The sequence below is a fragment of the Lactococcus formosensis genome, from assembly GCF_018403745.1.
GTDB classification, from domain to species: Bacteria; Bacillota; Bacilli; order Lactobacillales; family Streptococcaceae; genus Lactococcus; species Lactococcus formosensis.
This window is the reverse complement of the sequence record NZ_BOVP01000010.1, coordinates 26,260-48,335: the sequence shown is the minus strand read 5'-3', so window position 1 is coordinate 48,335 and position 22,076 is coordinate 26,260. Positions and strand designations below refer to the sequence as shown.

General features: G+C 35.8%; 22 protein-coding genes and 1 pseudogene. 7 read left to right on the top strand and 16 right to left on the bottom strand.

Annotated features, from left to right (window positions below):
* Window positions 1–63 precede the first annotated feature (63 nt).
* The 4 genes and pseudogenes from KJS37_RS09770 (at window position 64) to KJS37_RS10430 (ending at window position 2,487) form a co-directional block, all read left to right on the top strand.
* Window positions 64–720 carry a CPBP family intramembrane glutamic endopeptidase gene (locus tag KJS37_RS09770; RefSeq protein WP_213497162.1) on the top strand — a complete coding sequence of 219 codons (657 nt, stop codon included), beginning with the start codon at window positions 64–66 and terminating at the stop codon, window positions 718–720.
* 88 nt (window positions 721–808) lie between these two features.
* Window positions 809–1,264 carry a MarR family winged helix-turn-helix transcriptional regulator gene (locus tag KJS37_RS09765; RefSeq protein WP_213497189.1) on the top strand — a complete coding sequence of 152 codons (456 nt, stop codon included), beginning with the start codon at window positions 809–811 and terminating at the stop codon, window positions 1,262–1,264.
* A 38-nt stretch (window positions 1,265–1,302) separates the two neighbouring features.
* Window positions 1,303–1,728: pseudogene (locus KJS37_RS10435) on the top strand (GNAT family N-acetyltransferase); the annotation flags it as partial.
* A 72-nt stretch (window positions 1,729–1,800) separates the two neighbouring features.
* On the top strand, window positions 1,801–2,487 hold the full coding sequence (locus KJS37_RS10430; RefSeq protein ID WP_244851406.1) for a B3/B4 domain-containing protein: 687 nt from the start codon (window positions 1,801–1,803) through the stop codon (window positions 2,485–2,487).
* Window positions 2,488–2,536: 49 nt separating this feature from the next.
* On the opposite strand, the gene KJS37_RS09755 is transcribed toward KJS37_RS10430, so the two are convergent.
* Window positions 2,537–3,175 (bottom strand): nitroreductase family protein, encoded by a 639-nt coding sequence (locus tag KJS37_RS09755; RefSeq protein ID WP_019294334.1) that lies wholly within the window; start codon window positions 3,173–3,175, stop codon window positions 2,537–2,539.
* 1 nt (window position 3,176) lies between these two features.
* The gene (locus tag KJS37_RS09750) at window positions 3,177–3,599 is read right to left on the bottom strand and encodes a MarR family winged helix-turn-helix transcriptional regulator (protein WP_017370986.1); all 423 of its coding nucleotides are present in this window, start codon (window positions 3,597–3,599) and stop codon (window positions 3,177–3,179) included.
* Window positions 3,600–3,743: 144 nt separating this feature from the next.
* On the opposite strand from KJS37_RS09750, the gene KJS37_RS09745 reads away from it, so the two are divergent.
* A complete protein-coding gene (locus tag KJS37_RS09745; RefSeq protein ID WP_213497160.1) occupies window positions 3,744–4,259 on the top strand; it encodes a MepB family protein in 516 nt (171 codons plus the stop codon).
* Between the two features lie 25 nt (window positions 4,260–4,284).
* Here the strand turns inward: KJS37_RS09745 and KJS37_RS09740 are convergent, their stop codons facing one another.
* The 9 genes from KJS37_RS09740 to KJS37_RS09700 form a co-directional block, all read right to left on the bottom strand.
* A complete protein-coding gene (locus KJS37_RS09740) occupies window positions 4,285–4,905 on the bottom strand; it encodes a GNAT family N-acetyltransferase (protein WP_213497158.1) in 621 nt (206 codons plus the stop codon).
* The gene (locus KJS37_RS09735) at window positions 4,895–5,350 is read right to left on the bottom strand and encodes a MarR family winged helix-turn-helix transcriptional regulator (RefSeq protein ID WP_003134249.1); all 456 of its coding nucleotides are present in this window, start codon (window positions 5,348–5,350) and stop codon (window positions 4,895–4,897) included. Before KJS37_RS09735 ends, KJS37_RS09740 begins: the two co-directional genes overlap by 11 nt.
* A gap of 125 nt (window positions 5,351–5,475) precedes the next feature.
* A complete protein-coding gene (locus KJS37_RS09730; RefSeq protein ID WP_165719912.1) occupies window positions 5,476–6,456 on the bottom strand; it encodes an NADPH:quinone reductase in 981 nt (326 codons plus the stop codon).
* Window positions 6,457–6,629: 173 nt separating this feature from the next.
* Entirely contained in the window at window positions 6,630–8,648 is a 2,019-nt protein-coding gene (locus tag KJS37_RS09725; protein ID WP_213497156.1) for a KUP/HAK/KT family potassium transporter, read from the bottom strand.
* A 241-nt stretch (window positions 8,649–8,889) separates the two neighbouring features.
* Window positions 8,890–9,972: a non-hydrolyzing UDP-N-acetylglucosamine 2-epimerase gene (gene wecB / locus KJS37_RS09720; RefSeq protein ID WP_213497154.1), complete on the bottom strand. Its 1,083-nt coding sequence runs from the start codon at window positions 9,970–9,972 to the stop codon at window positions 8,890–8,892.
* A 23-nt stretch (window positions 9,973–9,995) separates the two neighbouring features.
* On the bottom strand, window positions 9,996–11,135 hold the full coding sequence (locus KJS37_RS09715) for a GGDEF domain-containing protein (RefSeq protein WP_213497152.1): 1,140 nt from the start codon (window positions 11,133–11,135) through the stop codon (window positions 9,996–9,998).
* 14 nt (window positions 11,136–11,149) lie between these two features.
* Window positions 11,150–11,830 (bottom strand): EAL domain-containing protein, encoded by a 681-nt coding sequence (locus KJS37_RS09710; protein WP_017370207.1) that lies wholly within the window; start codon window positions 11,828–11,830, stop codon window positions 11,150–11,152.
* Between the two features lie 61 nt (window positions 11,831–11,891).
* The gene (locus KJS37_RS09705; RefSeq protein ID WP_213497150.1) at window positions 11,892–12,578 is read right to left on the bottom strand and encodes an EAL domain-containing protein; all 687 of its coding nucleotides are present in this window, start codon (window positions 12,576–12,578) and stop codon (window positions 11,892–11,894) included.
* Window positions 12,579–12,614: 36 nt separating this feature from the next.
* The gene (locus KJS37_RS09700; RefSeq protein ID WP_213497148.1) at window positions 12,615–14,747 is read right to left on the bottom strand and encodes a glycosyltransferase family 2 protein; all 2,133 of its coding nucleotides are present in this window, start codon (window positions 14,745–14,747) and stop codon (window positions 12,615–12,617) included.
* Between the two features lie 311 nt (window positions 14,748–15,058).
* Here KJS37_RS09700 and KJS37_RS09695 point away from each other — a divergent pair, with 311 nt between their 5' ends.
* Entirely contained in the window at window positions 15,059–16,126 is a 1,068-nt protein-coding gene (locus KJS37_RS09695; RefSeq protein ID WP_244851402.1) for a hypothetical protein, read from the top strand.
* A gap of 325 nt (window positions 16,127–16,451) precedes the next feature.
* Here the strand turns inward: KJS37_RS09695 and KJS37_RS09690 are convergent, their stop codons facing one another.
* From KJS37_RS09690 to KJS37_RS09680, 3 genes are read right to left on the bottom strand one after another with little or no spacing between them, the layout of a single operon-like run.
* Window positions 16,452–17,132, bottom strand: a complete 681-nt coding sequence (locus tag KJS37_RS09690) for an ABC transporter ATP-binding protein (protein WP_096369164.1) — start codon at window positions 17,130–17,132, stop codon at window positions 16,452–16,454.
* A gap of 2 nt (window positions 17,133–17,134) precedes the next feature.
* Window positions 17,135–18,208 carry an ABC transporter permease gene (locus KJS37_RS09685; protein WP_213497146.1) on the bottom strand — a complete coding sequence of 358 codons (1,074 nt, stop codon included), beginning with the start codon at window positions 18,206–18,208 and terminating at the stop codon, window positions 17,135–17,137.
* A gap of 35 nt (window positions 18,209–18,243) precedes the next feature.
* Window positions 18,244–18,807, bottom strand: a complete 564-nt coding sequence (locus KJS37_RS09680) for a TetR/AcrR family transcriptional regulator (RefSeq protein ID WP_165713737.1) — start codon at window positions 18,805–18,807, stop codon at window positions 18,244–18,246.
* Between the two features lie 226 nt (window positions 18,808–19,033).
* Between KJS37_RS09680 and KJS37_RS09675 the strand changes: the two genes are divergently transcribed.
* On the top strand, window positions 19,034–19,237 hold the full coding sequence (locus tag KJS37_RS09675) for a CsbD family protein (RefSeq protein ID WP_003134237.1): 204 nt from the start codon (window positions 19,034–19,036) through the stop codon (window positions 19,235–19,237).
* A gap of 40 nt (window positions 19,238–19,277) precedes the next feature.
* On the opposite strand, the gene KJS37_RS09670 is transcribed toward KJS37_RS09675, so the two are convergent.
* Complete coding sequence (locus KJS37_RS09670; RefSeq protein WP_213497144.1) at window positions 19,278–21,362, bottom strand: sensor histidine kinase; 2,085 nt, start codon at window positions 21,360–21,362, stop codon at window positions 19,278–19,280.
* Window positions 21,340–22,029, bottom strand: coding sequence for a response regulator transcription factor (locus tag KJS37_RS09665; RefSeq protein WP_213497142.1), 690 nt, complete (start codon window positions 22,027–22,029; stop codon window positions 21,340–21,342). The genes KJS37_RS09670 and KJS37_RS09665 overlap by 23 nt, the downstream gene beginning before the upstream one ends.
* Between the last annotated feature and the right edge of the window lie 47 nt (window positions 22,030–22,076).

The window sequence follows — 22,076 nt, the reverse complement described above, 5'->3', positions numbered from 1 at the left end:
GACTTTATGCTATGTTAAAATATCTGAGGCGAATCGCTAAATCAAACAAGGAGGTCTATACTTTTGAATTTTTTACGTGATAATAAAAGAGAATTCATTGTATTAACTATATATATTTTATTTGTCCCCTTCCAACTTGGAATAATCCCCTTACTCTTTCTATCTGAGATAGCTCAGACAAATTGGGTAGAATCTGATTTTTTAAACTTCGCAGTTGGTATAACAGTCTCTACACTGACAGCACTTATTCTTTTTCGAAAAGAATTAAGAGAAAGTTTTGGTTATTTTAAGGAACATTCCTTATGGAAAATTTTAAGCCTCCCTTTATGGATGGCAGCGATACTTTTGGTGGAATCTTTGGCTCAAGGTATTTATGGAAAGGGATTAAACCCTGAAAATCAAGCTGCTCTCTCAGAAATGAGTAAGCAAATTCCTTTATTCTTCACCATCCTTATTCTTGGTGTTTTAGGACCCATCATTGAAGAGATTATCTTTCGTCATATCTTCCTTAATAGACTCTCAAATTATACAGGAACACTAATTGCAGTCCTTGTTTCTACTGGTTTATTCACCGTTATGCATATGCAGCAACCTATGGATTTTGTCCTCTATGCACCTGGAGCAATACTTTTAGCTTTAGCTTATTTAAGCTCTCATCGTTCCTTAGTTTTTGTTATTTGTCTTCATATGTTGAATAATATTTTAGGCTTATTAAATTAAGGTATTTATTATATATAGCTAAATAGTTGCAAATGCAACTATTTTATTTTATAATCAATACATCCTCTTTCATGAAAGGAGAAATACTATTCAAAATAATATTTTAAGAGATATCGGTACTATAGCGCGCGCCTTAGATTCTATCAGTAATATTGAATTCAAGGAGCTGAAACTTGCAAAAGGACAATATCTCTACCTCAGTCGTATTTTTGAAAATCCTGGAATTAATCAACAACAAATTTCTGAACTTTTATGTGTCGATAAGAGTACAGCAAGTCGTGCTATTAATCAATTGGTAGAAAAAAAACTTATAAAAAAAGTTGAAGATACTGGAAACAAAAAAAATAAACTACTATATGTTACTTCTCATGGCAAAGAAGTTTACCCTATATTAAACAGAGAACTTCACTATTCTACTCAAGTTGCCTTATCCGATCTTAATGCACAGGAGATTACCCAAGTAGAGAATTTACTCGGAAAAATCAGTCAAAATATCGTGGATAACTGGATCGATGTTAAAAAAGGAAAGAAACGAATCTACTAAAAGGAGTTGGTGTGAATATTAGAATTTCCCGCGTTACTATGCAGTATCTACATGTCTTACAAGACTTAAGTATAGAAACATTCGCTGAAACTTTTGGAGAACAAAATCCATCAGCAGATTTAGAGCTTTATTTAGAAAAAGCTTTTAATCTTCAACAATTAACCAAAGAATTCAATGACTCTAACAATAGTTTCTATTTTATTTTCCAAGATGATTGTCTCGCAGGTTATATCAAGTTGAAAAATGCAACTCTTCCAGAACACTCTACTTTAGATGATGCTCTTGAAGTGGAAAGACTATATGTTAGAAAGTCTTACCAACACTTAGGCTTAGGAAAACATTTATTAGATTTTGCTTCTGAAGAAGCACAACGTACACACAAGGAATATACCTGGCTCAGTGTCTGGGAGTACAATCCTACTGCTTATGGTTTTTATAAAAATCACGGCTATGTGGAATGTGGGGCACGTCATTTTCATTTAGGAACTTTAGTACAAACAGATTTAATCATGAAAAAAGAAATAAGGAGAACTACTATGCAAACTGTTACTGTGGATAAAAACTTTTGGGAACTTTTTCCAGAAGCTCAACTCTATACCTTAGTTGTAAACAATATTGACAATCGTGCTCATGATTTAGGCCCCTACCAAGAACTTCTAAAAGAAGCATTTAAAGAGTCTGAAAAATTTTTAGTTGAAGATGATTTTAAAGAAAACTTTGTCATCTCCGAATGGCGTGATATTTTTACACAGTTTAAGAAGAAAAAAGGTGCACGATCTTCTATTGAAGCCCTTCTGAAAAGAGTAGCTCAGGGCAAAGAGCTAGAACCAATCAATCCCCTTGTGGATATCTATAATAGTATTTCTCTTCGCTACGGTGTACCTTGTGGCGGTGAGGACTTAGATAAAATCAATGGCGATTTACATTTAGGCTTAGCCAAGGGGGGTGAAGATTTTTATCCTCTGGGGGCGCAAAAGAGTGAGCCAGCTCTTGCGCAAGAAATTATATATTATGATCTCGACGGTGCGATCTGTCGCTCTTTAAATTGGCGTGAAGCCCAACGTACAATGTTAACAGAAGAAACTACAAACGCCATTTTAGTGATTGAAGCAATAACTCTCTCTCAACAGAAACGTGCGCGAGAGGCTATCCAAGAGTTGCAGGCTAAAATCAAGGATATCCTTGGAGTTGAGGGTGAAATCCAAATCGTCAGCAACAAGTAAACAAGGTGAACACTAATAAAAAAGTGCTAGATAATCTAGCATCTTTTTGTTATTTAAATTCTGTGATTTTTTCAGCCGCTAATCTTACAGATTCATATCCTGCTTCTTTGGCTTTGCCGACAGATAAAATCATTACTGGCACGTAACGGTTTTCGTCCAAACCAAAAGCTTCTGCCAATTGGTCTGCCTCGAATCCGCCGATAGGATTTGTTTCGTAACCATGAGCGCGTGCGATGAGCATAAATTGCATTGCAGCTAAGCTTGAATCAATTTTGACAACATCATTCATTTCTTCTTTACTAAAGCTTTGGTAGTAAGGAATAATCGCTTCTAACTGTTGATCACGTACTTCTGCTGGCATCTTGCCTTCTTCTACAGCTTGGTTATAAATTTCTTCCCCTAATTCATAACAGAGAAGATCCCCAAAAATAAGAACCATAGCCGAAGAAGTTTCATTTTGACGGGTATTAAAACGAATTAAAGGTTTTAATTTTTCTTTTTCTTCATCACTTTCAACAACAACAAAACGCCAAGGTTGCATATTTACAGATGATGGTGCTGTTGTTGCTTCTTGGATCATTTCAAGCATTTCTTCATGTGAAATTTTATAAGTTTCATCATAAACACGCACGGATTTTCTTCCAAATGTGATTTCTGAAAAATCATTATTTACAATACGAGTTGACATTTTATTCTCCTTTATGTCCCAATAACTTTGTGAGCAGCTCAAGAAGTACGTCTTCTTCTTGAGCTGTGAGTGCTAGCTCTAAACTTTTCTCAGAAGAGTTATTATAGTTTCTTTCACAACGTTCCAAAGCCTCTTTTGAGCTATCCGTGATTTTAACAAAAACTTCGCGATTGTTTTGTTTATTTCTCTCACGGGTAACATAACCTTTTGCTTCGAGCAATTTTAGATGCCTTGTAATAGCTGCACTGTCTATTTTTAACTCATTCTGTAATTGCCCTTGAGAACATTGACCGTTTTCCTTCAAAAACATCATAAGCTCATAACGGGTTATACTAAAGCCAGTTTCTTTTTCAAACTTCGTTGTCATCTCTTGATTCGCTAGTTTTAGCTTGTAAAAGAGCTGACTCATTTGTCTAAGGTTCATTTGTCCCCCTTTTTAAATTGACCGGTCAATCATTGACTAGTCAATGATACTACATTCCTATTTTTTTGTAAACTATTTTGATTGCTGCTGTGTCAAAATAAGTAGCTTTGATTTTTTCTCTCTTACTTGTGGTAAACTTAAACCATGTATAATTCGCTGACCTATATAACGACCCTTTTGAATGATTTAGGCTTATCTCCAAGTATACCTACAAAAGATACTTATAATTCTGAATACGAAGGTTTTTGTTTTCAAGCAGATGGACTATCTTTTCGAAGTCGTCGCGCTAAAAAAACTCCTAAAAAACAAGGATATTTTGTAGCATTTTGGGAAAAGGACACCAACAACAAAAATATCCCCTTTAGTTTTGAAGCTTTTCCCGATAAACTTGTCATTTCAGTCATTGATGGACCCTTGAGTGGCCAGTTTATCATTCCCAAGAGCGTTCTTCGAGAAAAAAAGATTTTAAAACACAAGGGAATTACTGGAAAAATGGCTTTGCGTTTTTACCCATCCTGGGAAATATCACTCAACAAAACCGCGCAGGCTACTAAAAAATGGCAATGCGATTATTCTATTGATACTACTAATATTATCCAAAAAGAAAAATTAGCCCAATTGTATTTTTCTTCTACATCCATAAACAATAAAAAACCGTAGTTTTAAGCTTACGGTTTTTTATTGTTTATTGCTGCGCTAACTTTTTACTAAAAAGCATTGCAGTTAAATCGATTCGATTTTGACCAAAATCAAGTTGAATATCTCGAGCTCCGGCCATATGAAAACCCTTGTATTCATAGAATTGATAAGTACAGCCCGTGTCTGTGAAGAGGAATATTTCTTTTCCAGCTTCCCGCGCCGTGAGTTCATTGATTAAAGCGGTACCTACACCTTTGATTTTTTTCTCGGGATCAGCAGCCAAATACAAAATTTCGCCCTCAGGTGATGCTTCACTTTTATACGACCGTAATAATTCTTTATTCGTAGCTTCATAAGTGTCTAAGCCTTTGTTTTTAGAAAAGGTCCGCAAAAAGTTAAAAGTCTTCATGTAAGCTTTTTGGCCAAAGGTTTGTTTCAGTTTAGGTTCTCCATATATCTCTGCGAGCAATAAGCCCACCATTTCACCATCAACATAGGCAGCAATAGCTTGCGTAGCTTTTGACAGCTCAAAATATAGAAAATTTTTGGCATACATCTTGATGATGGTTTTATTATTACTGTACCTATCAAAACTCATCCCTTTAACAGCAAACTGGATTGCTTTTTGATAATCCTTTGGATCAAATGCTCTTATTTCAATTTTCATCTTTTTTATCCTCCATAACTCTCTGTGCTTTTTCGAGCAAGCTTTCGGTAAAAGTTTTCGTTTGCTCCAAAAATACTTGTGTGTTCTTCAAGCCGAATTCTTCTATAACTTGTGTTTCAAAGATATCTGTTTGCTCCTGAATCTCCTCAAAAACTTTTCTTCCATTTGGAGTGAAAACGATAAATTTTTCCTTTTCATTTTTTCCTTTAGTGAGTTGCAGAATATCTTGCTTTTGCAATTTCAAAAGTAAGCTATGTACTGTTGATTTCGGCAAAAATAAGATTTCACTTATTTCTTTTTGGGTGACAGTATCACTTTCATCGATAATATAGAGCGTCATTAGTCCATTAAAAGTCAGATTATATTCATGCGCCACAAGCGCGTAAGTCATATCAAGTTTGCCAAGCGCTGTGCTAAATTGTGTCATTATTTCTCGATATTTCATTTAACCGCTCCTTTTTAGTGCGAAGTCGTACCATTTCATTATAGTACGATTCCGCACTAAAGTCAAGGCTTTTCTAAAATAAAAAGGCAGATTAAAACCTGCCTTTTATTTTTCATCTATTCAGATCATTCAGCTGCCGTATCAAGAATGATTTTACCCAAACTTCCTTTGTTTTCCATGATATAATCTTGCGCTGTCGCAGCTTGCTCGAGTGGGAATACTTTATCAACGACAGGTTTAACACCCTCACTTAAACCTTGCAGTAACAAGTGTGTGTTTTCCTCCACTTCTTCTGGTGTGATATTTGCCAACATTAGACCTGTGATATGTGCCCCTTTCATCATCAAGACACGAGGATTAATGGTTACTTCCCCTCGATTACCAATAATAACAATTCGCCCGTTGTTGCCAATAGCATCTAAGTCTTTCTGCAAATTAACATTTGCAAGCATTTCGATAATCACATCAAGACCATGGTCCTTTGTCAAGTCCTGTATTCTCTCGATATATCCTTCAGCATGATGGTTAAAGACATAGTCTGCACCAAGCTTTTTCAATATCTCAAGGCCCTTTTCAGACCCTGCTGTTGCAATAACCTTGGCACCATACAGCTTGGCAAATTGAAGGACAAGTGTCCCCACTCCTCCAGTTGCACCATGTATAAGTATATATTCTCCAGACTTAAGGCCCGCTTTTTGATTAAGGGCATAAAGGGCGGTTAAGCCGCTCGATCCTAGTGCTGCTCCTTGACTATAAGTCATAATTTCTGGGAGTAAGGTCGCTTCTTTGGCCTTGCATGTTATTGCTTGCGCATATGTTCCAAACTGAGCATCACTCTCTACAGTCACAAAGACACGATCACCTACCTTAAAGTTTTTCACTTGTGCACCTACAGCTTTGACAATCCCAGCTCCATCTTTTCCTGGGATATAAGGGAGCGAAGGCAGTTGCGCGTATGTTCCTTGGCGTACATAGGTTTCAACAGGGTTGACCGCTGCAGCTTTGAGGCTGACATAAATCTCGTCATCTTTCATAACCGGGTCTTTAAGCTCTTTATACTTAAGAACGTTACTGTTACCAAATTCAGATACTTCTATTGCCTTCATATTTTCCTCCTTATGAATTACAGGTTTCTATAGCACTCATTATATAGCAAGATTTACTATTTGTATAGTAGGTACTCCGAGGTGCCTTAGATACTTTGTAGTAACTCTTCAACAAGTGACATGACAAAAAAACAACTGGAAAAATCCAGTTGTTCTGGTTAATTGTATCTATACTAATAGCTTATGTCTTCTTCACCTTCATCTTCTAGTTTTGGACGTTCTTTGATGCTCAAATTATATACATCTGATAATATTAATGGCACCCGCTCAAGTGACACTTCCGAAAATTGTAAGCCAAACCAGCGATCTGGTGTTGCTGTATAACGCTTGATTCGGGCTTTTGCTTTCAAGACGAATCGATCAAAAGCTGGAAGTTTTTGTGCATTTGTCACCCGTTCCTCGATAACTACAAATCTGAAGTCACCAACATCCCTACCAGGCATTGTGGTGTATTTTTGCTCTTGTTTAGGCAATCGTCCTGATTTTATTAAATCTTTAACAATCGTCCGAAGATAACGGGGCACTTCTTGTTTCATGCGAAACCCTAGATACAAATGAACTTTAACGATATAATCTGTTCCCATCATATCAACTTCATATTCGGAAGTCCATGGTTCATCAGTAACTTTCACATTAACAAACCAGTAAACTTCCGCCTTTTTAGGACGTTTATCAAGTATTGAATATAGGATAGAACGGTCAATAAAATCACCTTCCATTTTATTACTCAAATAAACGAGATTGGTTTGATAGAGATCCATCTCCTTGTCTTCTTTGAGTTCTTTGAGTTGCCCTTTGAAATCATTGAGATCCAGTGATTTAATGTGTTTATTCACACTTTTACTTGATTGGAACCAAACAAACATCACAAAGATAATCATGGCAGCCATAATAACCACAACGTATCCCCCATGAACAAACTTGGCTGCTGAGGCAATAAAGAAAATCAACTCAATACTAGCAAAGAAAGCAGCAATCAGGTAAGCAAGTGGTTTCCTCAACCCTCGATAAACGAGATAATATGCCAGAAGGACCGTCGTCATAAGCATTGTTACAGTAATGGCTAAGCCGTAAGCTGCCTCCATATGTTCCGCACTTCTAAAATACAGTACAATCGCACTTGTCATAAGCCATAGAATCAAGTTGACTGCTGGAATATAAAGTTGTCCTAAAGTTTTCCCTGGATAGTAAATACGCATCATCGGTAACAACTTCAAGCGAATCGCTTCGGAAACTAAAGTAAATGATCCCGAAATCAGAGATTGTGAAGCGATAATAGAAGCTAAAGTCGCTAAAATAACGGCATAAATCATCATGTCTGTAGGGATTACGGCGAAGAAGGGGTTCATACCTCCCAAATCACCACCTCTATGCGCTAAAAGCCAAGCCCCTTGTCCACAATAAGATAAAACAATTGCGAGTTTTACAAAAGGCCAGCTGACATAGATATTGCCCCTGCCCACATGTCCAAGGTCAGAATAAAGGGCTTCTGCTCCGGTAGTCGCCAAGAATACCGAACCTAAAATAAAGAGCCCTGCCTTATTTTCTGGACTTAACAAGAGATGGATAGCGTAGTAAGGATTGATTGCTTTAAAAATTTCAAGATTCGCAAAGGAATTCAAAAGTCCTGTAATAGCTAAAAAGCTAAACCAGATCAGCATTATCGGTCCAAAAAGTTTACCAACAAGACCTGTCCCAAAACGCTGAATAAGGAAGAGTATAGCCAGAATGATGAGCGTGGTAACAATAACCCATGATTGGTTGGCATAGATTTCTCCTAAACCAGGAACCCCTTTTAAGCCCTCAACAGCGGAGGTAACTGTAACTGCTGGAGTCAAAGCCCCATCTGCAAGCAGGGTGGCTCCTCCTATCATTGCTGGTATAATCAGCCATTTTGCCATCCGTCTTACCAAAGTGAAAAGAGAAAATATCCCACCTTCTTGGTGGTTATCGGCCTTAAGAGCAATTAACACATATTTAACAGTTGTAATCAAGGTTAGCGTCCAGATAACTAAGGAAACCGCACCAAGAATAAAGTCCGTTGAAATATTTTGCAAGCCTCCTTGCCCTGTGACAATAGACTGCATGGTATACAAAGGGCTTGTCCCAATGTCTCCATATACCACTCCAAGCGCGATTATAAAGCCCGCTGAAGTAGCTTTGTTAAACGACTTTTCATTCGCATAACTCATACAAAAACCTCTTTCATTTTTATAAAAGGTAGAAGTATATACTTCTCCAGAAACTTTACGAGAAGAAAAAATAATAGTGTCTCAGTTTCTTAGAATCATTATATCAGTTTCCCTCAAAAACGCGAGAAAAAAACTTTTATATATCTGATTTTTTATAGCACATATAGTGCGAATAATTTCTCGTAATAAAATACTCTGACTTATGTATGGTCAGAGTATCTTATTACAATTTTCATGACGTTCAGTGTTTAAAATATTGGTCAATAGCATCAAGGATCTTTTCACTGGCATGTCCATCACCATAAGGATTTTTAGAGTGGCTCATTTTATTATAGGCTTCTTCGTTATCAAGAAGTTCCCGGATGGCTTGATAAACATCAGATTCATCTGTACCGACTAATTTTAAAGCACCTGCTTCCACGCCTTCGGGTCTTTCTGTTGTATCACGTAAGACAAGGACAGGCACACCAAAAGACGGCGCTTCTTCTTGCACACCACCTGAATCCGTCAGGATAAGATAGCTTTCGTTTTCCATACGATGAAAATCAACCACATTTAGTGGTTCAATCAATCGAACATTAGGCAAGTCGCCTAGGATACGATAAGCTATTTCTCTCACTTTTGGATTTTTATGAAGCGGATAAACCACCTCAAAATCTACATATTCTTCAGAAATCTTTTTGATTGCACGAAAGACATTTTCCATCGGAGTACCAAGATTCTCACGACGGTGCATCGTCACCAGAATCTGACGTCGATCCTTTTGAAGATGCGCTGGTACAGTGTAACGTAAAGCATCAATAGCGGTATTACCTGTCACATAGATATTCTGATCCATATGATTTTCTTTTAATAAATTTTGTCTGCTTTCTTCAGTTGGCGCAAAGTAAATATCAGAGAGCACATCTGTGACTTGACGGTTCATTTCTTCTGGGAATGGTGAATATTTGTCCCATGTTCTCAACCCTGCTTCTACGTGCCCCAGTGTTACCTTATGATAGAAAGCAGCGATAGATGCTGCAAAAGTTGTCGAGGTATCCCCATGAACAAGCATTATATTGGGTGCTTCTTCTACTAGTACTTGATCAATGGCGTCAATAACACGTGTAGTAATTTGACTAAGGGTTTGATTTTTCCCCATGATATCTAAATCGTAATCAGGCTGGATTTGAAAAATATCGAGAACTTGATCCAGCATTTCTCTGTGTTGCGCTGTGACCACAGTTACGGCTTCAAAACGTTCATCTTTCTCGATAGCTTTGACTAAGGGGGCCATTTTAATTGCTTCTGGTCGTGTACCAAAAACAAGCATTATTTTTTTCATATCTACTCCATTTCTACTCTTCTTTACATATAGAAGACTTGATTTTTCCCGTTTGCTTTTGCGACATATAAATTTTTGTCGACTTTGTCAATAATATCCTTCATATTTTTTTCATCTCTTATTTCTGAAACACCCACAGATATAGAAACATTTAATAAGGTATCATTATAGATGAAATCCTTATCCGAAATATTTTTTTGGATATCATCCATTATTGCTTTGACCGAATCACCCGACTGGTTTCTAAAGAGTACAAAGAATTCATCGCCTCCGTATCTGAAAAGTTGACCATTATTATGCTCTTGAAGTAAGGCATCTTTAATGCCATAGCTTATCTCCCGCAGAACATAATCTCCTGCCAAATGCCCGTAAGAATCATTGATACATTTAAACGAATCCACGTCAAACAAAGCAATTGAAAAGAGAGGAACATTCTTACTGTCTAAGATCTCCTTCAGTACTTCTTCAAACTTTTTGCGATTATAAGTATCGGTTAAAGCATCAATATAAGCGTCTCTCTTTAAGTCTGAATACATAAGAGCAATGATACTGATTAAGTGTATCGCAATCTTCGCGATAACTAGCACAGCCAATACCTTTCCTAAAATACCGAGCACATAGCTCATTGGAATATCAAATTGCGAAAAGGCTACTAATACTGCTGCAAGTGTAATAAATATACTAAGGAAAAAGTAGGAAATATAATACTTCGAAATCAACTCCTTATAATTACACAACACGTAAATCACAAGCCAAAATAAAATCAAGCCGGAAAGTACTAAGAGAGAGGATTGAATATCAAAACCGTAAACATGCAAATAAAGTCCATAATATATAATAAACTGTGGCAATACCTCGTACTCAATATTTTTGGTAGGTGGTGCAACTAAATAAACGACCGATATCGCAATGAAAACTAAAGAAATATCACTAACAATATAACCATAGGGCGAGCCTTGATCAATATCGTTAAAAAGAAATTTAAGTAAAATTATAAATAAAGCAAAATTACTCGAATACAAGATATACGCAGTGACTTTATTTCGATCCAACTGATAATATTGAATCATATACTTAGCAATAAACATCATACCTAGAACAGTAGGCATTAAAAAAATTTTATCTATAAAGTTACTGCCTAATATGTCATCAATATGAATCATCTTTTTCTCCTTTATTAGAAGCTATGTGGTTTATCATAATAATAAGTTTGCTGGAGCCATTCTTTAGGAAAACTCTCAAGAAGCTCATCCTCTTCAACCCCTTCAATAACAATCTCTTTGTCCAGGAATTTAATCGTATCAACAACCGAAAATATAAAATCTTTCAACTTATCCTGAGATAAATAGCTATTAAAATCTAAGGCCGAAATCTTTACGCGATCAATGTAATCATCTAGTATAAATAACGTTTTGTAATGATTTATTCCTGATAGAAAATCGTCTAGAGCAATCGCATAGCCCAAATCCTTGAGCCTTTTAATTGCTTCAATTGGTAAGAAATTTTCTTCATTTTGGCAGTTTACTGGCAAACGCTCTGTTAGCTCTATCCTCAATCTGTCCCGATACTTAAATCTGCTCAAAAACTCTACTGTTTCTTCAAAATAAAGTTCTTGATAATCCAGATTTAAAGAATAAATGTATTCATCCTTACTGAGCTGCTCTTCCAAAAGAACTTCCAGCCTTTGAAGATATAAATTATGCAGCTGATGATTGGAAACAATGTCGTCAAACATATCTGATGGAAAATAACAGTCATCCGCGCATTGGCACCTCAATAATAGTTCGTATTCTTCTTTGTCATTTTGGGTAAAATCACAAATTTTTTGTCTATAAAAAATTAATTCGTCAAATTTCAAACCTACTTTTCTCCTCAAGTATACTGAAAAGCTCTTTCCTTCTGTCAAAGGGAAAAGTTTCTCAATCAATCACTGGTTGAGGTGGACCATATAGATATCCCTGCCTCAAATTGATGTCTAATAAATCAACAAGTTTTTCATCTTCATCCGTTTCAACACCGGATACAACTAATTCAAGTTGATATTTATTTGCTAATTTCTTCCAAAACTTAATGGTTAAATCAATCCATTTTTCTTTATCATTAAAATGTCGCATGTCTAACTTTAATACATCAATCAAAGGTAACAAGCGATGGATATTACGTGCAAAATAGAATTCAGCTCCCAAATTATTGATTGAAAAATTAATCCCATAGGTTTTGCATTTCATAATTCTACGACTGACACGTCTTAAGCTCTTCTTTTTTTTCACAATTTCATTATGAGATATTTCAATTATAAGATCAAACGGTTGGAGCGATTCAGCAACTGCTTTGATATTCTTTTTAAACTTGCGGCTCAGAAATTGTTCAAGCGTAAGTTTAATGACAACTTTAAAATGTTCGGGATTCGCAACTTTGACACTTTCTTTTACATTATCTTTCAGTATGAAAAAGGGTAAGTGATCGATATTTTGTGGAAGGACCCATTCTTGTTTATCATTTTGTTCGCGAAGCACACACTCCACTCCTTTTATATTATGCGCATGATCATATATTTTATTATAAAAATAAACAAAATTATTCTCTTGTAAGATATATTTTTTCAAGTTGCATCCTTTCTTTTTACAATATTTTTATGAAAATTAAGCCTGACGCTTCGTTTTATCCCATGTATTTTGCGATCTGAAATATCTGAGTGTCGCTTGCGGATAGATTTGACTAAGAACAATTAAAAACTTGGTTAAATAATACGCGTCACTTAAAACATGACCCCATCTGAATTTTTCTTGAGAGTTTTTATTATACAGGATTGCCCAGATAACATTGATAAGAAAAATATAGAGTACCATCAATGCAAAGATAACGACAAAACTTTTCACTGCATCGTTTAAACCAAAGAGTAACAGTGTGCCAAATAAAACAACTCCTGTGTAAATAACGACCACATATTCTATCGCCATGAGCCAAGGTTTTATCAGGGTAAAACATAGCTCTAATTTTTGTTTGAACTCTAAATTTTCTGATTTGATAATAGGGAATATATACTTAAAGGTTTGGATATTTCCTTGTGCCCATCTCACGCGCTGTTTAACTAAGGACATCGTATCATCATAGATTCCTGTTTGTTTGATTTTAATGTCATCATATTGGACATTACGTACATTATAAATGTCAGATAAGAAGAGACGTAAAGAAAGGTCAAAATCCTCTACTAACGATGTTGTCCATGGAGCTTCATGTAAAGAGTACAGGGTACTGAGTTTACAAAACTGTCCGTTCCCACCAAAGGCCACGGTATTGGTTTTACTGCGCAAAGATTGAGTAGCATTGATAATCTCACCAAATTCCAAATCTTGTGAGGTGTCTCTGTTACGATTAATGACTTGTACTTTTGACTGTAAACCAGTCAATTCAAAATCCGAGTTAAAGACCAAATTTACCTTGTCAAAGTAGTCTGTTGCTACACTTGAGTCCGCATCAATAATCGTGATAAGTGTTTCCTCAAAAACATAACCTTTGTCAATATAGGAATCTGTTATTTTTTTATAAGCCCAATTAAGTGCTTCACCTTTTCCTTGCTGTGCTTCAGGCTGGAATCTTTGGAGAAGATGGAACCTCTTGTTACTTTGAAATTCCTGAACTTCCTGCACCGTATTATCAATGCTGGCATCATCAATCACGTAAATATCAAGATTTTCGTAATTGGTATTTAACAAGCTTTTCACAGTGTTTTTAATGACTAATTCTTCATTCATACAAGGAATTAACACAATAATTCGATAATTTGTTTCAATCTCAACATGACTGAGGTCGCTCGTATAACTTTTTGTACTATAAGCGTACCAAAGTAAGATTGTTTCTATCGTATAATAAATAAAAGTGAGAATAGAGAAAAATACTGCAAAAAATGTCAATTTACTAATCATGATTTCGAAAATCTCTTTTAAATAACTCATGCCCCAGAATTTATTTTCAAAAAGAAAAACAAGTGGCAAGATAGAAACCAAGTAAAGCAGTATTTTATTGTATGGCTTAAAGTAATTGGAAAGTCCAGTATAGATACTTTCGATAATCAGCGAAATAGCCATGACGATTTGGATAAGTAATAAAAAACGAGCAACAAGCTGTGCATTGATATCAGCTTGTAGTACATAAAAAAGAATACTTCCAAAAATACTGAGAAGCACTATCGTAAAGCCCCAAGCAAAATTTCCAATACTTTTTCTTAATTTATTAAATAAAATTACGCCTGAAAGACCAAGCAATAAAAGTTGAACACCCAAGGTCAGTCCAACTAAAAAGATACGAACATTGCTGTATATTTCAGTTGGCATTTGATTTACCGTAAAAACACCAAAAATAAGTGCTAGGATAAGGTAAAGTCCTGAAAGGCCAAAGGTCCAGATTTTTAAAGTAGGCGACTCCATTGTCCACTTCTTTTCTAGAAAAATCCTTATAAGACCCGCATAAGCAATTATCGCCAAAACGTTAAAAAGTGGTGTTGGACTTAAACCGTGGCCAATCACAACGCCTGTTTCGAGGACAAAAATGAGAAAGAGCATTAAAAACAAAAGCGCTGTTTTCCAAGTACTTTTTCTACCTGTTTGTGTCGAAATAATATAAACCATGATTAGGATTGGAGCCACGAGCAATAGAACTGAACTTAAATTTTCATAAAGTGTTCGTTGACTTAATGACAAGAGCACATCAAAGGTTAAAGTTAAACCCAATAAGCCATAAATCACCCTCGATACATTTAATTCAATCTTTTTCACTCCTAAACTCCCTACTTTTAATTCTGTCTTTTGGTGGGATTTAGAGTATATATCTTTTTAGAAAAACATACTGTTCTCTTACATATGTCTCATAAATCCCTCCTTATTGCATCTATTATAACTTAAACGAGTTGAATGTTCAATTTAATCATTTTTTAAGGTTTAAGGATATTTCTCTCTTTTTTACATAGAATGTTCCCTGCTTTGATTTTTCTCTTTTTTACACAGCTCCCTATCCTCTTCATAAGCAACGTGATATAATAATTCAGATAATTAATTTTGTTTCTTAATAAAAATTTAGAGGTAGAAAAATGAGAATTAAAATACGTGAAATAGCTTATGATTGGGGCAAATCAATGTTAGTGGTACTTTCCAATACCGTTATCATGGCCCCCTTCCTACTTTTTCTTAGTTTAAACGATGGAACAACTGAGCGTTCTGTTTTGCCGTTCGCTTTATATTATACTTGTCGTATCCTCGGCGTTTTTCTAATACGTGCCATTAAAAATACTATTTCTAGTTTAGAACTTCTCACCTTGTCATTGTATACAGGGCTTGCAGGCTCCTTACTTGCTTTTATTGGCCCCTTGAATTCTTGGTTTTATCTCTCCGCAGGTATTCTTATGGGCTTAAGTGCCTCATGGCTCCCTACGGCGACAGTCACACTTAACCATTTTCAACCAAATACAGAAAAGAAAACTTCCTACCCTCTCCTTATCTTATCTTTGATTGCTTTATTTGCGGGCTTGACCCTTTCAGGGACTTTAGGGCTTACCTTATCATTTAGCTTGTATATTTTGTTTTATGCAATAGCACTTGGATACGCCTATGAGGCAACAAATAAACAAGTCCTAACCAATAAAATGAAACCCGATACAGCCCTGTATCTCTCTAAAAAAGACCTATTTATTTTTACAGGTCTCTGTCTCCTCTTACTCCTCCTACGTGCGGGTAGGCTTTTAAATTCTTCCTTGGCAATTGGGGGTTCATTGCTCGGCTTTAGCTTTTTCTTTATTTTTCTTATTTACAAAACGAGAAAAGAATACCGAAATTATCAAATCGCCCTTTCCTTAAATATCTTGACTTTTCTTAACGGAGCGATTGGTAATTTTCTCTTTCTGTTTGGTTCTCTCTATGTCATCAATATATTTGGTAAGGGTTCAGAAAATCTTTTATTGTACCTGCCTTACGCTTTAGGAATGATCATTGCATTAGCGACTTATAATAAAGTCACTCACTTGGTGCCGCACATGGATAATTTCATTTTACTGGGATTAGGGCTTGGGTTATTGATGATGCTGGTACCTTCTGCTCTGAGTTTTAGTTTTTTCTTATTAAGCTATGGTCATTTTCTCCTAAACAAATGGCTCAATAATTAGTATTTCATGGCACTTCATATTCCCGAAGACCACCGTATTCTTCTAAAAAATACAACTCAAAAAAAGGGGTCCTTGATTCATCAATTCTTTCTCATTATTTTCCTACTGTTTCTTACTGAGAAACAAAATAATTCACAAACATTTTTCCTACAATTAATTAATCCACAATCATCACACCTAAGTGCTGCGCATATTTTTTACGGGTTAGCTCTTCTTTCGATTAGCGGTTTTCTTATCCTTATCGTCTCTTACTTCTATTTAAAACGCCGTAAAATATAAACCATAAAAAATGAGGGAAAACTCCCTCATTTTTTATTCATTCCCCTCAAGGATTCTCTACTTTGAAGAGATTACCGTCCTCTATGCGATATACACTGTCACTATTTTTAATCATCCGCGAGTCGTGGGTCACCATAATAGTGGCTTTATTTTTTTCGTGTGCTTCTTTTCTCAAAATATCCACAACTTGGTAAGCTCTTTCTGTATCTAAGCTGGCTGTTGGTTCATCAGCTAAAATTAAGCTTGGATCATTGTAAAGTGCACGTGCGATTGCAACACGTTGGCGTTCTCCACCAGAAAGCTCTCCAGGATATTTATCTTGCAGTTCTAAAATATCTAAGGAATCGAGCATTTCATCTATTTTTCCTTGATTGATATTCTTTTTATTTATTTTATCCACAAGTTTCAACTGTTCTTTGACAGTCAAGTAAGGAATGAGGTTTGAAGCTTGTAGGATAAAACCAACTTCTTTAAATCTTACTTTTGAGCGTTCTTTTTCTGACAGTTGATTAAAGTCGACTGTATTGATTTTAGTTGTTCCTGTTGTTGAAGACTGAAGGCCCCCAGCGATTGTTAAGAAAGTACTTTTACCTGAGCCCGAAGGGCCAATGATTGAGATAAACTCCCCAGCTTGTACCCGTAAATCAATGCCTTTTAAGGCTTGAACTTCTGTTCGCCCCTTACCAAAGCTCTTTGTGACTTTATCCATATGTAGAATATCTTTCATTATTAACCTCCAATCGCTTGAGTAGGATCAATTTTTCTTATCGTATACAGTGAAAATACAGAACCCAATATGGAAACAATAATCAATACGAAACCATAAATTGTCCAGATAGAAAAATCAATTGCAAATGGCATGGCTTGCGGAAGCACGAAGCTTGTGAGATAGCTCCCACCAAAAGCTGCAACTACACCAACCAATGCCAGCCAAAAACTTTGCCACAAGATGGACTTCATGATAAGGAAATTTGAAATTCCTTGTGCCTTCATAATCCCAAAGATGGGAACTTTTTGTAGCGTGATGACATACATAAAGACAGCAATAATAAGCAGCACAATCAAGAACAAGAAATAAATCATCGCGCTCAGGGTTGTTTTCTGTGCGGAGTAACCAGGAATGTTGTTGATAAGTTCAGAAGTTGTGATGACTTTTAATTTATCTGAGCTTGAACCTTTCAAGGTTACTTTACCAGATTTTACAATGACACCATTCACAGAACCATCTGCGACGGCTACGTTCATATTTTTAATTGCGGACAAAGTAGTGAATGAACTGTAGACTACAGGCGTTGCTGAATAGTAAGTCGATTTGGAAATGCCAACAATTTTTAACTCTGTATCGTTATTCCCTACCTTTATCTTGTCTCCCACTTTATAACCCTTATCGGCAAGATTTTCTGGGATGATGATTTCTTTTTTATCTTCCGAAAAATCTTTACCTTCCTTTACATTCGGTAGAATGTCAGAGCCGATTGGAAGCGCCATGACTGTAATATTCTCTCTTTTATCTTCTCCTTGATTGATCGATGTTGAAAAAATCGAAACGGGAGATAATTGGTCTCCTTCAATATTATCTAACTCTGTTTTTGAAATTTGAGAAGCAGATAAAATATTATTCGAACTGTCTGACAGAACAATCTTTTCTGCATTCCAATCCACTACAGCTTGTTTAAACTGGTCTGCAAGGCCAGTCGATAGACCTGACAATATGAAAACAACATAAGAAACCAAAAATATAATTGTTGCAATCAAAGTGTACCTTGTCTTGTAATAAAATATTTCTTTAAGTGATAAAAACATAATACAACTCCTTGAAGAACTTCCCGTTCTCTTCTTTATTGATGATTTTGACTTCCTGAGAGGCCATTCATAATCACTCCGACCTCACTGTCGTAGTGTGCAACAAACTCCTGGTCACTCCACTCTTCTGCAAATAGTCTGTAGACAAGATCATGCACAACTGCTTTAAACACGGAAATCATTGGCGAAACAGGCTCTTTACTTACAAATGTTTGAGGATTATACTTTTTCCAAGCTAAAGTCAATTCGTGATTCCAATCTAAAAAGCGATATTTATAGATGGCATAATTTTCATTATGCACGAGTTCCTTTAGTAGTAAATGCTTGTATTCGTCTAAGGCTTGTTCAAGCGGATATTTTTGAATTGCATCTAAGAAAAGCTGGTGAAGCTCACTTGTCTCTTTTGATAAGACATACATATAGCATTCCGTTAAATCTTCAAAATATTGATAAAAACTACCTCGAGGGATATCTAAACTTTGTACAATATTTCTTACTGTTGCTTGATGAAATGGCTTATCAGCAAACTCTGTCTTACAAGCCGCGTAAATTCGTTGCTTTTTTTCTTCTGGAAGCTTTAGATATGTAGCTTTAGGCACTTTATTTCCTCCTTCTCTTCTTAAAATGACACAGTGTCACTTTAGAATAAAGTTTAGCAGTTTATTTTTAAAGAGTCAAATAAAGTGTATTAAATTTTTCTCTAGAACTTTTTATATGTCGGAAAATGTTAAGAATCCGAGAATTAAAAATTTACGAGTTGAATACCTTGAAAAAACAAGGAATAACCAGTAGAATAAGAGTATAAATAACAAGGAGGATTTTTTTATGGTCGACAGAGGTACAACAGACAAACTCAAAGGTAACGCTAAAGAAGTTGTTGGTGATGTTACAGGTGACAACAAGAAAAAAGCTGAAGGCGTCCTTGATAAAACAATCGGTAAGGTGAAGGAAGTTGCTGCAGACATTAAAGACGCATCAGAAGATGCTGTTGACAATGTCAAAGAAAAACTTGATCACCATAAAAAATAAAACAAAAAAGCGCTGTATATACAGTGCTTTTTTTGTTTTATTAAACTTCTAAACTTGGCAATACCAAAGTTATTTTAAATAAATCACCATCAGTCTCCAAAAAGAAGTAACCGTCATGCGCTTCTATAATCGACTGAGCTATAGCCAGTCCCAATCCTGAACCAGTTGTGTTTCTCGATAAGTCACCTCTTTTGAAACGTTGTGATAATTCTTGGCTATTTTCTCCAAGTTCTTCTCGAGAAATATTTTTAAATACCAAATTAATCGTTCCGTTTTCATTCTGGTGTCCTGAGATATAAACTCTGGTGTTTTCCATGGAGTATTTTAAAATATTGTGGATTAAATTTTCAAAAACTCGCCACATCTTATCCCCATCTACTGAAGCTAAAAGTTCTTTGTCGGTTTGCGTAACAAATTTTAATGAAGAGACTTCTATTTTTTCAGAAAGCTCTGCCAGTGATTGATCAAGCAATTGAACAAGATCGACTCTAGTTTTCTTCAGCTCAATATTACCACTTGCCATTTTTGAAACTTCAAAAAGGTCATCAATGAGAACTTTTAAACGTTTTGATTTTTGATCGATAACTTCGACATACTTAGCTTTTTCATCTTGAGAAAGTTCAGCGTTACGCAATAAATCAACAGAAGTAATAATTGAAGTCAAAGGTGTTCTTAAATCATGGGAAACGTTTGTAATAAGCTCGGTCTTTAACCGCTCACTTTTTTGTTGCTGACTTTTGGAAGACTTCACATCTTCATTGATGGTTTTAAGATTTTCAGAAATTTCTCGAAAAACAGTTTTTCCCTTGGGTTTGACTTTTAATATTTCAGCATTCTTACCTTGAGCAATTTCCTCAATAATTCTTACTGTCTGATTAAACATGGCCAGTCGCCGCAGCAGATAAATCGAGATTACCATAAGATAAATCACAAGCATAAACAAGTAGAGAATGATTCCTTGCCCTCCCCACATTATTGCTAGCAGAAAGCCAAATGCCGCTGCTCCAATACTCCAGAAAATGAACCAAGCTTTTGAACCTGTTGAAAAATTTCCAGCAGCATCTTTTACGAGTTTTATACTCCTAGCAATATAGGTTTGCTGCCAGTTTTCACGCACCTGTACTTTATGATAAATCACCCAACTCACAAGTGCAAATAGGCAGAGAACCAAGAAAGCCCAACAAAATTTTTGCAGAAAAGGAATAAAGCCCCATATAACCCTCGCCTCACGTGTAAGTGACATGTAAAAGAATAAAAGGATCAGAGCAAGGAAAATTTGACCATCAAGCGCTATTTTATCCCAAGATTGAACTTTTTCTAAAAGTACATCTTCTCCTTTTTTTGCTTTCTTCCAGTAGATAAAGAAGGCAGCAAAACTCAAAATACTCGTACAAAGAAGCCCAATCGTTAGATTTTTCATTTCAGTGAAACTTTTAACAGAGGCTCTTTGGTTGAAATTACTATTTTTTAGTATAATAACCTGCCCGTCAAAGCGATTTTGCCCATCAAAATTAATTTGACTAATATTGCCCTTAAATAAAGTTTTTGCTGTGGCAAACGTCTTATTGTCAGAGAGATTGTCCAGATATTTACCCGAGCTGTTCTCCGTTACTTGATAGTGCATATCTGAGGAAAGATTTTTATATTGTGGCATCCAATCTGCTTTCTGCTGCGCAATTAGTTCTTTCTTTTGCTCCTTCACCTTCTCTGCGACGTATTTGTCGTCTGTAAATAACTTGTCTACTTCGTTTATCTTTTTATTCTGTTGCTCCTCAAGTTTCTTGACAGCTGATTTGTCACCAGCCTCTTTCGCTTCTCTGAGACGTTCAAGAAAGACCGGATCCTCTTTAATCCCACTTACTTGCGAATACTTGTCTGGTTGATTCATACGATATTCTTCAATATCTTCTGTCGTTACCTTTATCGGTAAATTTGGATTTACCTGAGTATTGATCAGTGCTTCTTCTAAAGTTGCAACCTCTTGTTTGAAGTATTTCGACTGAAAATAGTCGTTAAAAATGTATTGTTCAGCATTCAAGGCTGTAAAAACTAAACTGTTCACTCCCAAAAGTAGCAAAGCTAGCCCAATACTCACAGCAAATTTATTTTTCCATTTTGTAACCAACGCCCCATACCACCTTTAAATATTTTGGATTTTTTGGATTTACTTCTATTTTTTCACGGATTTTTCTTATATGTACAGCCACAGTATTTTCTGCATTAAACCCCGGCTCTTGCCAGACACGTTCATAGATTTCCGTGATAGAGAAAACTTTTCCAGCATTACGAGCCAATAATTCTGTAATTTTGAATTCTGTGGGTGTTAACTTTATCAGTTCCCCATCCACTCGAACTTCCTTACCTTCTTGATCAATGCTCAAACCGTGAAGTTGAATAACTCTGTCTGCTTTTTCATAGCTCCCTAAGGAGGTATATCTGCGTAGCTGTGACTTGACACGAGCGATTAATTCTAAAGGATTAAAGGGCTTTGTCAGATAATCATCCGCCCCAATTTGTAGGCCCAAAATTTTATCTGTATCTTCACTTTTAGCACTCAGCATCAGAATAGGAATCTGTTGTGATTGGCGTATCTTAAAAGTCGCTTCAATGCCATCAATCTTAGGCATCATAACGTCCATTATAATTAAATGGACTTCTTCTTTATCAAGAACCTCTAATGCTTCAGAACCATCTTTTGCCTGAACTGCATGTATTCCTTCATTTTTTAGATAGAGAGCAATCGCTTCACGTATCTCTTTTTCATCATCCACAATTAAAACGGTATGATTCATTTTTCCCCTCATTTCTACTTGATGCCCTCAGTATATCAGAAAGTTAT